Source organism: Paracoccus marcusii (assembly GCF_028621715.1).
GTDB classification, from domain to species: domain Bacteria; phylum Pseudomonadota; class Alphaproteobacteria; order Rhodobacterales; family Rhodobacteraceae; genus Paracoccus; species Paracoccus marcusii.
Map to the genome: position 1 here is coordinate 35,598 of NZ_CP117466.1, position 13,870 is coordinate 49,467.

Below are 13,870 nucleotides of genomic sequence, written 5' to 3' on the forward strand. Positions count from 1 at the left end.
TCTAGAAATTGCTTGAGGCGTTCAGACGTCGCAGGTCAGCACCGCGTCGCGCAGCGATGCGGCGGCGGCCTGCGGGGCGGGGTCGCGCGGGATGAATTCCTGCGCCACCCAACCCTGATAGCCCGTGTCCCGGATCGCCCTGCAGATCGCGGGATAGTTCAGTTCCTGACTGTCGTCAGGGTCGTTGCGGCCGGGATTGCCGGCGGTGTGGTAATGCCCGAACCAGCGATGGTCGCGCATGATGGTGCGGATCACGTCGCCCTCCATGATCTGCATGTGGTAGATGTCATAGAGCAACTTGAACTGCGGGCTTTGCAGCCGTTCGCACAGCGCCACGCCCCATGCGCTGCGGTCGCACATGTAATCGGGATGATTGACGCGGCTGTTCAGCAGCTCCATCTGCAGCACGACCCCGGCGTCGCGGGCGGCAGGCAGGATGCGCGACAGGCCCTCGGCGCAATGGCGCAGGCCGTCTTCGTCGGACATGCCCCTGCGGTTGCCGCTGAAGCAGATCAGGTTCACATGCCCCGCCTCCGCGACCAGCGGGATGTGACGCAGATAACGTTCGGTCAGTTCGTCGTGGTTGGCGGGGTCCGCCCAGCCATCCTCCAAGCTGATCTCGGCGCCGTTGCACATCGAACTGGCCAGCCCGTGTTCGGCCAGCACCGGCCAGTCGTCCGGACCGCACAGGTCGATCGCGCCCAGGCCGGTCTGGCGGGCCAGCTGGCACAGGTCGGCCAGCGGCAGGTCGCCAAAGGTCCAGCGCGCCACGGAATGGTTGATGTTGCCCTGCAGCCCCGCAGGCTGCGCATCCTGGGCCATCAGGGGCACCGCCCCCAGCCCCGCCCCAAGCGCCGCAAGGCCGCTGGCGCCGTGAAACAGTCCGCGCCGGGTCATGGTCGCGCGTTCCGACAGATCGGTCATGGTTATCCTCCCTTTGATGCAGGCCCCGGTCACGCCCTCGGGCGAAATATGAAACCGTTTACATTTCGGGGCGGAACGACCCCCTCCTCCGGGGTCGGAATGCGGCGCGGGTCACATCCCGCGCCGCGTCGTCGTCAGTACGGGCTGTCTTCGAAATAGAAGCTCTCGGCGTTCTCCGGGGTGATCAGCTCGGAGGCGATGATGAATTCGCCCGACATGGGCGCACCGGAGGTCAGACCCAAAGCGGTCATCTCGATCGCGGTCGAGATCATCGCCGGCGGATAGGTCACGTTCACCGGAACCGTCGGATCGCCGTCCTGGATGCGCTGGACCATCTCCTTCATCCCGGCGCCGCCGACGACGAACATCTCCTCGGTGCGGCCGGCTTGGTCGATGGCCGCCAGCGCGCCCACGGCCATGTCGTCATCCGCCGCCCAGACCGCATCGATCTCGGGGAAGCGCGACAGCCAATCCTGCATTAGGTTGAAGGCCGTGTCGCGGTTCCAATTGCCGTGATCCATGGCCAGCACCTCGATGCCCGACCCTTCCAGCGCAGCCTCGAAACCCGCCACTCGCTCGTTGTCGACGGTGGAGGCGATGCCGCGCATCACGACGACCTTGGCGCCCTCGTCCAGGGTATCGGCGAAATACTGGCCTGCGGTGCGGCCGAAGCTGTCGTTGTCGCCTGCGACATACAGGTTCTCGATGCCCTCCTGGGCCAGGCCGCGGTCGACGACGGTGACCCAGACGCCGCTGTCGGCGATGCGCTGGATCGGGCCGGTCAGGGGCTCGGATTCGAAGGGCAGGACGACCAGTGCGTCGATGCCGCGGGTGGCCACCATGTCCTCAAGGTCCGACACCTGCTGCCCGGGATCGGAGGTCGTGGTCAGCACGAATTCCAGATCGGGGTTCGCCTCGGACAGCCGCGCGACGGTGCGTTCGGCGTGAAAGTTCAGCGCCCCCGCCCAGCCATGCGTCGCCGCCGGGATCGAGATGCCGATGGTTTCCGACAGCGCCGGGACAGCGGTCAGGCCCATCAGGGCGGTCGTGGCAATCAGGGTCTTTCTCATGGTGTTTACTCCTCCCACAGGTGAAAATCAGCGTGCGGCGCCGGTGTTTCGCTGCAGCACGACGGCAAGGATGATGACGACGCCCTGGATGGCACCGTTCAGATAGGGGCTGACGAAGTCAGTCAGGTTCAGCAGGTTGCCGATCAGCGACAGGATCAGGACCCCCACGACCGTGCCCCATACCCGGCCGAAGCCGCCCTTCAGCAGGGTGCCGCCGATGATCACTGCGGCGATCGCCTCCAGTTCCCACAGCAGGCCCGTGGTGGCGGATGCCGATCCAAGGCGCGGCACGTACATCACGACCGCGATGCCGACCAGCGTGCCCAGCAGGACATAGGTCATCAACCGCACCCGCAGCACCGCGACCGAGGAATAGCGCGCGACCTTCTCGTTCGAACCGATGGCGGCGCAGTGGCGACCGAAGGCGGTGTGGCGCATGGTGATCTCTCCCAGGATCGCCAGCACGGCAAAGACGATGATGGGCCAGCTGATCCCCAAGATGCCCTCGTAGTAGACGGGGCGGTACAGCTCGCGCATCTCATAGCCCAAGGACAGCGTGCCGCCGTCGGCCAGCCAGGTCACGAGGCTGCGATAGATGCCCATCGTGCCCAAGGTCAGAATGAACGCCTCGATGCCGGCGCGGGTGATCAGGATGCCGTTGATGAAGCCCGCGGCCAGTCCCGTGAACAGCGCCAGCGCAATGCCGATCAGGATGACGGGCAGCCCGCCGCCCATGCTTTCGGTCAGCATGTTCATCACCAGGATCATCAGCCCGGCGACAAAGGCCGCCATCGACCCGACGGACAGGTCCAGCCCGCCCGCGGTGATGACGAAGGTCATGCCGATGGCGATGATGCCGATGAAGGCCGACCGCGCCAGGACGTTCGTGATGTTGGCAAAGCTGAGGAAGTTCGGGTTCAGCGCCATGCCGATCAGGACCAGCACGATCAGCGCCACGATGGGCGCGACGACGGCCAGATTGACCCTGGGACGCCGGGTCGGGGCGGTGGTTGCCATACTCATGCGGCGCTGTCCTTTTCATGTCCGCCCTGGGAATGGTCCATCCCCATGGCCAGACGCACGATATTGCCCTCGGTCACGGCCGCGTCGGCCAGTTCGCCCACGATGCGACCAGCGTGCATGACGACCACGCGGCTGGCCAGACCGATCAGTTCGGGCATTTCCGAGGAGATGACGATGATGCTGCGGCCTTCGGCGGCCAACCGTGCGATCAGGGTATAGATCTGCTGCTTGGTGCCGATGTCGATGCCGCGGGTGGGTTCGTCGATGATGACCACCTGGGGGTCCGACAGCAGGGTCTTGGCCAACAGCAGCTTCTGCTGGTTGCCGCCCGACAGATCGCCCACCGCCATGCCGCGTTCGGGCGCACGGATGGCGAAGTCGCCGATGGCTGTGTCCAGCGCGGCCTCCTCGCGCTTGCGGTCGATCAGGGGGCTGCCGAACTGGTCCAGCTGGCCCAGGGTCAGGTTCTCACGAAGCGTCTTGTCCAGCAACAGACCCGCGCCCTTGCGGTCCTCGGTCAGATAGACCAGCCCGGCCCGCATCGCCTGCGAGACGTGGTTGGCGGGCAGGTCCTGCCCCTTCAGGCGCACGGTGCCGCTGCGCGGGCGCAGGCCCGCGATGGCCTCGGCCAGTTCGGTGCGCCCCGATCCGACCAGGCCGCCGATGCCCAGCACCTCGCCCCGGTGCAGCACCAGGGACGCGTCATGGACCACACCGGGGACGCTGACGCCCTGCGCCTCCAGGATCGGCTCGGCCCCGTGGGCGGCCTTGGGCGGGAACAGGTCCGACAGCTCGCGCCCGACCATCGCGGTGGCCATGTCGTCTTCGGTGACGTCGGCGGTCAGGTCCGACCGCACCATCGTGCCGTCGCGCAGGACGGTCACGCGGTCGGCGATGCGCTTGACCTCGCCCAGCTTGTGCGAGGTGTACAGGATCGCCACCCCTTCCGCCCGCAGGCGGTCGATCTGGGCGAACAGCACCTCGGTCTCGCGTTCGGTCAGCACGGCGGTCGGTTCGTCCATGATCAAGACGCGCGCCTTGCGCGACAGGGCCTTGGCGATCTCGACCATCTGCTTGTCGGGGACCGAGATGCGGTTGACCGGCGTGCCCGGATCGACCCGGCACTGCAGCTGGCCCAACAGATCGGCCGTCTGCGCCCGCATCGCCTTGTGATCCAGCAGCAGCCCGCGCCGCAGTTCGCGGCCCAGAAAGACGTTCTGATCGACCGACAGGTGTTCGGCCAGGTTGAACTCCTGATGGATCATGATGATGCCCAGATCCTCGGCCTCGTCCGACCCGGCAAAGGTGATGGGCTTGCCCTGCCACGTCACCTGCCCGCCCGTGGGGTCCAGGTATCCGGCCAGGATCTTCATCGTCGTGGACTTGCCTGCGCCGTTCTCGCCGATCAGGGCGTGGACCTCTCCGGGATGCAGGGCGAAATCGACACCGTGCAGGATCTCGATGGGACCAAAGGACTTGGTGACGCCGTTCAGCGCCAGGATGGGATCGGTCATGGCGTCACCTGGACCCAGGCCACATCCGCCGCGTTCGACCGGATGCAGGCGTCGATGAACTGCAACCCCTCCAGCCCGTCGCGGATGCCGGGAAGGGTGTCGGGCATGGTGCCGCTGCGGATCGCCTGCGCGGCCTCGGCATAAAGGTTCGCGAACCCCTCCAAGTATCCTTCCGGATGGCCGGGGGGCACGCGGCTGCCGTCCTGGGTGCTGCCCGGCCCGGCGCGGCGCAGGATCTGCGCCGGCTTGCCGAAGGGGGTGTATCTCAGCGTCTCGGGCGTGTCGTGCTGCCATTCCAGGCCGCCCTTGTCGCCATAGACCCGCAGCCGCAGGCCGTTCTCCGTTCCCGGCGCCACCTGCGAGGCCCACAGCATCCCCTTGGCCCCCGACGCATAGCGCAGCAGGATGTGCGCGTTGTCGTCCAGCCTGCGGCCGGGGACGAAGCTGGTCAGGTCCGCGGCCAGCCGGTCGGGCAATTCGCCAGTAACGAACCGCGCCAACTGGAACGCATGCGTGCCGATGTCGCCGATCGCGCCGCCGGCGCCCGCGCGTTCCGGGTCGCCGCGCCATGCGGCCTGCTTGCTGTCCGTGTCCTGGGTCAGCCAATCCTGGGCGTATTCGACCTGGACCAGCCGCAGCGTGCCCAGATCGCCGCGCGCGATCATTGCCCGGGCCTGCCGGATCTGGGGATAGGCGGAATAGTTGTGCGTCAGGATGAACAGCGCATCGGACCGCCCGGCCACGTCGGCCAAGGCCTGCGCCTGATCCAGCGTCGCGGTCATCGGCTTGTCGCAGATGACATGGATGCCCTGTTCCAGAAAGGCGCGCGACACGGGTTCATGCAGGTGGTTCGGGGTGCAGACCGACACGGCCTCGATCCCGTCGGGACGGGCAGCCTCGTCACGTGCCATCTGGCGGAAATCGCCATAGCTGCGGGTGATGCCCAAGGCACGCGCACTCTCGGCCGCGCGCGTCTCGTCCGAGGACAGCGCGCCGGCGATCAGGTCGAACCGGCCATCCAGCCGCGCGGCGATGCGATGGACGTTGCCGATCATCGCCCCCTCGCCGCCCCCGACCATGCCCAGACGGATCGGGCGGTTCATCGGGACAGCCCCAGCATGCGGCGGTTGGCTTCCATGTCGGCACCCCCATCGGCGAAATCGTCAAAAGCGCGGTCGGTCACGCGGATGATGTGGTCGCGCACGAAGGCCGCCCCTTCGCGGGCGCCGTCCTCGGGGTGCTTGATGGCGCATTCCCATTCGACCACGGCCCAGCCGTCGAACCCCATCACCGCCAGCTTGGAAAAGATCGCGCCGAAATCGACCTGACCGTCGCCCAGGCTGCGGAAACGGCCGGCGCGCTGCGCCCAGGGCTGAAATCCACCATAAACGCCCTGCCGACCAGTCGGGTTGAATTCGGCGTCCTTGACATGGACCATGCCGATCCGGTCGGCATAGATGTCCAGGTTCTCAAGGTAATCAAGCTGCTGCAGCAGGTAGTGCGACGGATCATACAGCATCTTGGCCCGCGGATGCTGGTCCAGACGGTCCAGGAACATCTCGAAGGTGACGCCGTCGTGCAGGTCTTCTCCGGGATGGATCTCGAAGCAGATGTCGACACCGCGGCTGTCGGCATGGTCCAGGATCGGACGCCAGCGGGCGGCCAGTTCGTCGAATGCCGCCTCGACCAGGCCCGCGGGGCGCTGCGGCCAAGGATAGAAGTACGGCCAGGCCAGCGCGCCCGAGAACGCCGCCATCCGGTCAAGGCCAAGGTTGGCCGACGCATCGATGGTCTTGCGCATCTGGTCCACCGCCCACGCCTGACGGGCCGTCGGATTGCCCCGCAGCGTGGCCGGCGCGAACCCGTCGAACGCCTCGTCAAAGGCCGGATGGACGGCGACCAGCTGACCCTGGATATGGGCCGACAGTTCGGTGACGGCCAAACCGTTGGCCTGCCCCTTCAGATCGTCGCAATACGTGGTCGAGATCGCGGCCAGATCCAGGTCGATCAGTGCCTCCGCCCCCGACGGCACCTGCACGCCCAGATAGCCGCAATCGGCAGCCCATGCCGTGATCGCGCCAAAGCTGTCGAACGGTGCCTGCGGGCCCACGAATTGGGCCAGGAAAAGGCCGGGGCCCTTGATCGTCTTCATACATCCTCCCGGAACTTCCCCTCCGAAGTTCCCCTTGCCCGATTCCGCGTCATGTAATCGGTTTCATCTGACGTTCTCACAGGATGAAAAGGTTTACAACATCAATTTTTCCGCTAAGCCTGATGCTGTCCCGAACAAAGGTTTCTTGTGTCAGATCAATCGCGTCCACCCCGAATCCATGATGTCGCCAAGCTGGCGGGGGTGTCCGTGGCGACGGTCAGCCGGGCCATCTCGAACCCGTCGATCGTGTCGGAAACCACGCGCAAGGCAGTCGAGGCGGCGATCGCGCAGACCGGCTATACGCTGAACTTCACCGCCCGGAACCTGCGTCAGCAGCAGGTGGGCGGCGTGCTGGCGCTGGTGCCGAACCTGGCCAATCCGTTCTTCTCGCAGATCCTGTCGGGCATCTCCGAGGTGCTGCGCCGCCACAACCTCAGCCTTTTGGTGATGGACACGACCGCGGTGCCTGACCAGCCGGCGATGAAGGTGCTGGGCCCCTATCTGACGCGGTCGCGCTCGGACGGGGTGATCGTGCTGGACGGGCAGATGGAGCCGGGCCTGTTCGCCAGTCCCGGCTGTCCGCCCCTGGTGCAGGCCTGCGAATGGATCGACGGCCTGTCCGCCCCCCGCGTGCTGGCCGACAATGTCGAAGGGGGCCGCCTGGCCGCCCGGCATCTGACCGACCTGGGGCACCGCCGCATCCTGCACCTGACCGGGCCGCAGGGCAGTTCGCTGACCCTGTCGCGCCGCCAGGGCTTCCTGCAGGGTCTGGCGCAGGCGGGGCTGCCCGATCCCGACCCCGGGGACAGCATCACCGGTGATTTCACCGCCCGGTTCGGCCAGCAGATGGCCGCGCAGGTGCTGGCCATGCCCGACCGTCCCACCGCGGTCTTCTGCGACAACGACGAAATGGCGATCGGCCTGATGCACGGGCTGATCGTGGCCGGGCTGCGGGTGCCGCAGGACATCTCGGTCATGGGGTTCGACAACATCGAGATGGCGGCCTACAGCAGCCCCGGCCTGACCACGATCCGCCAGCACCGCGCCCGCCTTGGCCGGCGCGCCGCCGAAGTCCTGCTGGCCCGCATGCAGGGCCAGCAGGTCACCGACAGCATCACCCTCGGCGTCGATCTGGTGGTCCGTGCCAGCACCGGACAGGCGGCAAAAACGTGACTTGTTCCAGGGGGCGGGGATTAATATTGTAGGGTTGAACGTCGGGGACATGGCCCGCCGCAACAGGATGACGATGCCCGACCCCACGCTGCCCGAAGCCCTGCGCGCCCAGATCGCGCGGTCGCGGATCGCCATTTCCCTGGCGGCGGCGATGCCCGACATGCCGCTGTGCATGGTCAACGACGCCTTCTGCCGGCTGACCGGCTTTGACGCCGATGACAGCTTGGGCCGCAACTGCCGCTTTCTGCAATCCTCCGCAACGCCGCGGGACCAGATCGGCGCGATGTCGCGGTTCCTGGCCGACGATGCACAGGACGACGGGCGGTTCCCGGTTATGAACCGCACCCGCGATGGGCGGTCGTTCATGAACTTGGTGTTCATGTCCAAGCTGCGCGGCGGCGACGGCACGCTGCGTTTCGTGATCGGGTCGCAGTTCGACGTGACCGCATCCGATGCGGCAGGAACGATCGCGCGCGATGATGTGGCACTTAGCCGCAACATGGCGGACTTGCGCCGGGCCGCGGGACAGTTCGGACTGATCATGTCGGATTCCACGGGGCTGATCGCCCGTTCGATCAGCACGCTTGCAAGGATCACGTTGCGCGATGAATGACGCCTCGCCCGCACGCGCCACCACGCGTCCGCCCTTCGCCGTCGTCGGCATCGGCGCCTCTGCCGGGGGACTCGAGGCGCTGCACGACCTGCTGCGTGACGTCCGGCGCGAGGATCCGGCTGCCTATGTCGTCATCCAGCACCTGGACCCGACGCATGACAGCGTTCTGGCCGAACTGCTGGACCGGCGCACCGCGCTCAGCGTGCAGCAGGCGACCGACGGCACGGTGCTGCAGCCGGGTCATGTCTATACCATCCCCCCCGGCGCGCGGATGCTGATCAGCGACGGACGCCTGCACCTGACCGATTTCGACCAGCCGCGCGGGCTGCGCCGCCCGATCGACGACTTCTTCGAAAGCCTGGCGCATGACCGCGGCCCGGCCGCTGCCTGCGTGATCCTGTCGGGCACGGGGGCGGACGGCACGTTGGGGCTGCGCGCGGTCAAGGAACATGGCGGCATCTGCGTCATCCAGGAACCGCGTACCGCCCGGTATGACGGAATGCCCCTCTCGGCGCAGTCGACCGGGCTGGTGGACTATGTTCTGCCGCCGGAACGGATCGTGCCCGCCATCCTGCAGTTCTTCGACTCCAGCGAAACGCAGCAGGCCGACGACGCGATGCTGGCCGATGCGCGGCTGATCTGCCAACACCTGCTGGACCGGTGCGGGCACGATTTCTCGGGCTACAAGATGACGACGCTGGTGCGGCGCATCCGCCGGCGGCTGCAGGTCCTCAACATTGCCGGCACGCGCGACTATCTGCGCCATCTGCAGCGCCATCCCGACGAATGCGAGGCGCTGCTGAACGAGTTCCTGATCAACGTGACGCGGTTCTTCCGCGACCCCGAGATGTTCCAGGCCCTGCGCGAACAGGCGATCCGCCCGATGGTCGCGGCCGCCGACGGAGAGGAGCTGCGCGTCTGGGTCGCCGGCTGCTCATCCGGCGAGGAGGCCTACTCCGTCGCGATGCTGATCGATACGGAAATGCGCGCCGCCGGGTTGCGGCCCCGCTTCACCGTGTTCGCCAGCGACATCGACAAGAAGATGATCGAGATCGCCCGCGCCGGCACCTATCCGATCAGCGCCCTGGCCGACATCCCCGAGGAGATGCGCGCGGCCTATACCACACATCGCGACGCGCTGATGCAGATCACGCCGCAGCTGCGCGACCGGGTGCGTTTCTCGCTGCATTCGGTGCTGCGCGATCCGCCCTTTGCGCGGGTCGACCTGATCTCCTGCCGCAACCTGCTGATCTATCTGGACGAAGATCTGCAGTCTCAGGTGCTGCCGCTGTTCCACTATGCCCTGCGCCCCGGCGGCTACCTGTTCCTGGGCCCGTCCGAAGGGGTGCGTCGCGAATCCATGCACTTCACCGAGCTGGACCGCCCCGCGCGGCTGTTCCAGCGTGACGCGACGCCCGCGCGCCTGCCGCTGGACATGCCGTTCCTGCGGTCCGAGGGCGACCGCCCCTCCCCCGGCCCCCGCAGCCGCAAGGCCGAGGACGGCGCGGCCCGCGACGGGGCCCTTGCCGCACAGCGCAGGGTGCTGGACCGGTTCGCGCCCGCCTCGCTGCAGGTGTCCCCTGCGGGAGAGGTCCTGTGGACGGCGGGCAGGCTGGGCCGTTTCCTGGCCGTCGATCCGACCGCCAGAAAGCCGATCCTGGCACCGCAGATCGTGCATCCGGGCCTCAAGGAGGCGGTGACCGCCGCGCTGGACCAGGTGGCCGGAACGGGCCGCGCGGCCATCCTGCGCAACCTGCTGGCGCGGTCCGACCTGGGGGCGCAGCCGGTGACCCTGTTCGCGGAGCCTCTGCCCGACCGCAGCGTCCTGCTGGTGTTTCACGACGCGGGCGCACAGGCCCTGCCCGACACGCTGGACGAGACGGACGAGCTGAGCGTCACGGAATCCCGGTCGGACCTGCTGGAGGAGCAGCTGCGCCTGACGCGGATCGAGCTGCACGGCGCCGTCCAAGAGCTTGAGACCGCGAACGAGGAGCTGAAGAGCTCGAACGAAGAAATGATGTCGATGAACGAGGAGCTTCAGTCCACGAACGAGGAGCTGAGCACCGTCAACGACGAGCTGAAGTCCAAGATCGACGATCTGACGGCCGCCAACAGCGACCTGCAGAACTTCTTTTCCGCGACCAAGATCCCCCTGCTGGTGGTCGACCGCGACGTGCGGGTGCGCAACTTCACCGCCGCGGCGCTGCAGATCTTTCCGCTGCGCCGGTCCGATCACGGCCGCCCCCTGGCCGACGTGTCCAACGTCTTCGCCAGCGACGTCCTGCTGTCGATGGCGGCAGAGGTGGCCCGCCAGGGCGAGGCGCAGGGAACCGAGCTGGTCGAGGCCGGCGGCACCCGCGTCTGGCGCGTCGACGCCAAGCCCTATCGCGGCCCCGAGGGGCATCTGGACGGCGCCATGCTGGTCTTCGAGGACGTCACCGCGCTGCGCGACCTGCGCGTCGAGGTCGAGCGGCAGGAGGAGCGGCTGAACGCGGTGCGGTCCATGGCGCGGATCGCGGTCTGGCATTACGACGCCGCATCGCGGATGCTGACTATCGACGACAGCTCGGACCTGCTGGGCCTGGGCCAGACGGCGCAGCTGCCGCTGTCGGCCTTTGCGGCCCTGATCGCGCCCGCCGACCGTGACGGGCTGCTGGCCGACCTGCAGGCCTGCGCCGCGGGCACGGCCTTTCGGCGTGTCGTGTCGCCTTCGTCCGACGCACGCTCCGCCGTGCGGTTGGAGACGGCGGCCGCGCGGTTCGGGAGCGACGACGGCGATTGCCGCGTGCTGGGGGTCATGCTGGACGTGACCGCCGCGCAATCGGCCGCCACGCTGCGTGAAGCGGTGATTTCCGAGATGGACCACCGGGTCAAGAACCTGTTCACCCAGATCTCGGCGATGCTGCGGATGGCAGCCCGCGAGACCGACGACGCCCAGACCGTGGTCGAGGAGGTCTCCGCCCGGATCAATGCGCTGGCCAGCTCTCATGGACTGACCACGGCGCGGGGCACCAAATCGCAGCTGCCCCTGGCCGACCTGATCGCGACCACGCTGGCGCCCTATGACGGTGCGCGGATCGACAGCGGCGGTGACGACCTGACCATCCCGGCCCGCCTGGTGGTCCCGATGTCGCTGATCCTGCACGAACTGGCCACGAACGCGTTCAAGTACGGCGTCCTGGGGCCGGTCGACGGTGCGTTGCAGATCACGTGGCGACGCGATGGCGACGGGGCGGTGCTGGACTGGACCGAACGCTATGACGCGCCGCGGGCGCAGGACGAACCCGATGCGGGCTTCGGCTCGATCCTGCTGGAGGGGGCGACATCGCAGATCGACGGCACGTTGCAGGTGACGCTGGACGCGGACAGCCGCCGCACCCGCCTGACCTTCTAGGTCAGCAGCGCGCCGACCTGCCGCATCTGCTGGCGCAGCATGTCGGGAATGTCGGATTCGGTCATCGTCTCGTCCCCCGCCCAGGTGCGCACGGCATGCGACAGCGCGTGGGTCGCCAGTTCGGCGATCAGCATCGCCTCGGCCTGGCGGTCGGGGCCCAGGCGGGCGTGCAGCAGCCCGCCGATCGTCAGGGCGATGTTGTCCATCGAATTGCGGAACACGGCCATCAGCTCGGGGGTGGTGTCCCAGACCTGTTCGATCATGCGGACGACCTGGCGGTCCAGGTCCTTCAGTTCCAGCATCCGTCCCAGCAACAGCGCCAGATCGTCGATCAGTGCCCCCTTGGACGTCACGATCCAATCGGCCGTGCAGGGTTCCAGCTGCGGCGGCATGCCCAGGACCGCAGCCTGCTTGTTGGCGTAATAGTTGAAGAAGGTGCGCGGACTAATCCCTGCCTCGGCGGCGATGGAATCGGTGGTGACCGCCGCATAGCCCGACCGGATGCTCAACCGCAGCGCGGCCAGCTGGATCTCTCGGGCGGTCTGCTGGCGGCGGCGGTCGCGCAGGTTGCTGGTCATTTTCGGGGCAGTCTCCTCGTGCAGTCGAAGCAAACATTGCATAGTCCGCAAAAACATGCAATCAGCGCGCAACAGTGACGCCCCGTCGGGTGCTTATCCAGGACAAAGATGATGCCGAAACACAGCCTTGCGACCGGCGCCGCCATGGTCGCCGCGATTCTGTCCACCTCCGCGGCCTGGGCGCAGGCGCCCGAAGGGATGCCGCCCAAGCAAGTGGGCGTCATGCAGGTGGCGGTTCAGGACGTTCCGCGAATCGTGACCCTGCCCGGTCGCGCGGTCGCGGTGTCGGAGACCGCCATCCGCCCCCGCGTCGGCGGCATCGTGACCGAGATCCTTTACGATCCCGGCGCTGCGATCGAGGCGGGCACCCCGATGTTCCGCATCGAGGACACCACCTATCAGGCGAACCTGGCCAGTGCCGAGGCGCAGGTCGCCTCTGCCCGCGCCCAGGTGACGCAGTCGCAGTCGTCCTTTGACCGTACCCAACAGCTACTAGGGTCTGGGACGACCCAGGCCCAGGTCGAACAGGCCCAGGCCACGCTGGACCAGGCGACCGCCGCGCTGCAATCGGCCGAGGCCGACCTGACGCTGGCACAGGCCGAACTGGGCTGGACCACGGTCACCAGCCCCCTGTCGGGCATCGCCAGCGTGTCGGCGGCATCGGTGGGCGATCTGGTGACCGCCGGACAGGCCGACGCCATGGCTACCGTCACCCAGCTGGACCCGATCGAGGTCGACATGTACGAACCTTCGTCGCGCTTCCTCAGCGTGCTGGACGACATCAACGACGGCAACCTGCGCCTGAACGACGAACTGGCCGCGACCCTGACGCTGGAGAACGGCCGTGAATACCAGGCGGTTGGCCAGCTGGTCGCGCCCGGCGTGACCGTGTCGACCTCGACCGGGTCGATCGACACGCGGTTCCGGTTCGACAATCCCGACAACCTGCTGCTGCCGGGCATGTTCCTGCGCGGGCAGGTCGATCTGGGCGTGACCTCGGCGATCCTGGTGTCGCAGTCGTCGGCCACGCGTGACAAGGTCGGCACCCTGACGGCCTGGGTCGTCGAGGATGGCAAGGTCAGCCAGCGCCAGCTGACCGAGGACGGCACCTACAAGCACCAGTGGATCGTCACAGACGGCATCGAGGATGGCGAGACACTGGTCGTCGACGGCCTGACCGGGCTGGCCGAGGGCATGGAGGTCGTCACCGTCCCCGTGACCATCGACGAGACCGGCGTCGTGCGCGAACAGGCCCCCGCCCAAGGCGCCCCCGCCGATGCAGCCTCTGCCGATGCAGCCCCCACGGATGCGGCCTCCGCCGACACGGCCCCCGACGCAGCCGCGGCCGACGCGGGAACCGACACCGGCCCCGCCGACGCAGCCCCCGCGGAGGCGGATGCCGCCCCCGCCGGCGCGACGGAGTAATCGC

General features: G+C 67.6%; 11 protein-coding genes. 4 read left to right on the forward strand and 7 right to left on the reverse strand.

Going from position 1 to position 13,870, the window contains the following annotated elements; genetic code table 11:
* Positions 1-21 precede the first annotated feature (21 nt).
* From PRL19_RS00170 to PRL19_RS00195, 6 genes are all read right to left on the reverse strand, one after another.
* Positions 22-924 (reverse strand): hydroxypyruvate isomerase family protein, encoded by a 903-nt coding sequence (locus PRL19_RS00170; RefSeq protein ID WP_273743522.1) that lies wholly within the window; start codon positions 922-924, stop codon positions 22-24.
* Between the two features lie 134 nt (positions 925-1,058).
* Positions 1,059-1,994 (reverse strand): ABC transporter substrate-binding protein, encoded by a 936-nt coding sequence (locus tag PRL19_RS00175; protein WP_194885783.1) that lies wholly within the window; start codon positions 1,992-1,994, stop codon positions 1,059-1,061.
* 27 nt (positions 1,995-2,021) lie between these two features.
* Positions 2,022-3,017, reverse strand: a complete 996-nt coding sequence (locus tag PRL19_RS00180) for an ABC transporter permease (protein ID WP_148912060.1) — start codon at positions 3,015-3,017, stop codon at positions 2,022-2,024.
* Entirely contained in the window at positions 3,014-4,531 is a 1,518-nt protein-coding gene (locus PRL19_RS00185) for a sugar ABC transporter ATP-binding protein (RefSeq protein ID WP_273743523.1), read from the reverse strand. Before PRL19_RS00185 ends, PRL19_RS00180 begins: the two co-directional genes overlap by 4 nt.
* Entirely contained in the window at positions 4,528-5,634 is a 1,107-nt protein-coding gene (locus tag PRL19_RS00190) for a Gfo/Idh/MocA family protein (protein WP_273743524.1), read from the reverse strand. Before PRL19_RS00190 ends, PRL19_RS00185 begins: the two co-directional genes overlap by 4 nt.
* Positions 5,631-6,683 (reverse strand): sugar phosphate isomerase/epimerase family protein, encoded by a 1,053-nt coding sequence (locus PRL19_RS00195; RefSeq protein ID WP_273743525.1) that lies wholly within the window; start codon positions 6,681-6,683, stop codon positions 5,631-5,633. Before PRL19_RS00195 ends, PRL19_RS00190 begins: the two co-directional genes overlap by 4 nt.
* 147 nt (positions 6,684-6,830) lie before the next feature.
* Between PRL19_RS00195 and PRL19_RS00200 the strand changes: the two genes are divergently transcribed.
* From PRL19_RS00200 to PRL19_RS00210, 3 genes are all read left to right on the forward strand, one after another.
* Entirely contained in the window at positions 6,831-7,856 is a 1,026-nt protein-coding gene (locus tag PRL19_RS00200) for a LacI family DNA-binding transcriptional regulator (RefSeq protein WP_273743526.1), read from the forward strand.
* A gap of 73 nt (positions 7,857-7,929) precedes the next feature.
* Positions 7,930-8,469, forward strand: a complete 540-nt coding sequence (locus tag PRL19_RS00205) for a PAS domain-containing protein (protein ID WP_273743527.1) — start codon at positions 7,930-7,932, stop codon at positions 8,467-8,469.
* The gene (locus PRL19_RS00210; RefSeq protein ID WP_273743528.1) at positions 8,462-11,863 is read left to right on the forward strand and encodes a chemotaxis protein CheB; all 3,402 of its coding nucleotides are present in this window, start codon (positions 8,462-8,464) and stop codon (positions 11,861-11,863) included. The genes PRL19_RS00205 and PRL19_RS00210 overlap by 8 nt, the downstream gene beginning before the upstream one ends.
* Here PRL19_RS00210 and PRL19_RS00215 read toward each other — a convergent pair.
* Positions 11,860-12,441: a TetR/AcrR family transcriptional regulator gene (locus PRL19_RS00215; RefSeq protein WP_052714870.1), complete on the reverse strand. Its 582-nt coding sequence runs from the start codon at positions 12,439-12,441 to the stop codon at positions 11,860-11,862. The genes PRL19_RS00210 and PRL19_RS00215 overlap by 4 nt on opposite strands.
* A 108-nt stretch (positions 12,442-12,549) precedes the next feature.
* Between PRL19_RS00215 and PRL19_RS00220 the strand changes: the two genes are divergently transcribed.
* Positions 12,550-13,866 carry an efflux RND transporter periplasmic adaptor subunit gene (locus PRL19_RS00220; protein WP_273743529.1) on the forward strand — a complete coding sequence of 439 codons (1,317 nt, stop codon included), beginning with the start codon at positions 12,550-12,552 and terminating at the stop codon, positions 13,864-13,866.
* Positions 13,867-13,870: the final 4 nt, after the last annotated feature.

Bases quoted from the DNA above. Each gene is read 5' to 3' on its own strand.
- PRL19_RS00190 (WP_273743524.1), bottom strand. From the start codon at position 5,634: ATGAACCGCCCGATCCGTCTGGGCATGGTCGGGGGCGGCGAGGGGGCG.
- PRL19_RS00215 (WP_052714870.1), bottom strand. From the start codon at position 12,441: ATGACCAGCAACCTGCGCGACCGCCGCCGCCAGCAGACCGCCCGAGAG.
- PRL19_RS00210 (WP_273743528.1), top strand. From the start codon at position 8,462: ATGAATGACGCCTCGCCCGCACGCGCCACCACGCGTCCGCCCTTCGCC.
- PRL19_RS00170 (WP_273743522.1), bottom strand. From the start codon at position 924: ATGACCGATCTGTCGGAACGCGCGACCATGACCCGGCGCGGACTGTTT.
- PRL19_RS00180 (WP_148912060.1), bottom strand. From the start codon at position 3,017: ATGAGTATGGCAACCACCGCCCCGACCCGGCGTCCCAGGGTCAATCTG.
- PRL19_RS00220 (WP_273743529.1), top strand. From the start codon at position 12,550: ATGATGCCGAAACACAGCCTTGCGACCGGCGCCGCCATGGTCGCCGCG.
- PRL19_RS00205 (WP_273743527.1), top strand. From the start codon at position 7,930: ATGCCCGACCCCACGCTGCCCGAAGCCCTGCGCGCCCAGATCGCGCGG.
- PRL19_RS00195 (WP_273743525.1), bottom strand. From the start codon at position 6,683: ATGAAGACGATCAAGGGCCCCGGCCTTTTCCTGGCCCAATTCGTGGGC.
- PRL19_RS00175 (WP_194885783.1), bottom strand. From the start codon at position 1,994: ATGAGAAAGACCCTGATTGCCACGACCGCCCTGATGGGCCTGACCGCT.
- PRL19_RS00185 (WP_273743523.1), bottom strand. From the start codon at position 4,531: ATGACCGATCCCATCCTGGCGCTGAACGGCGTCACCAAGTCCTTTGGT.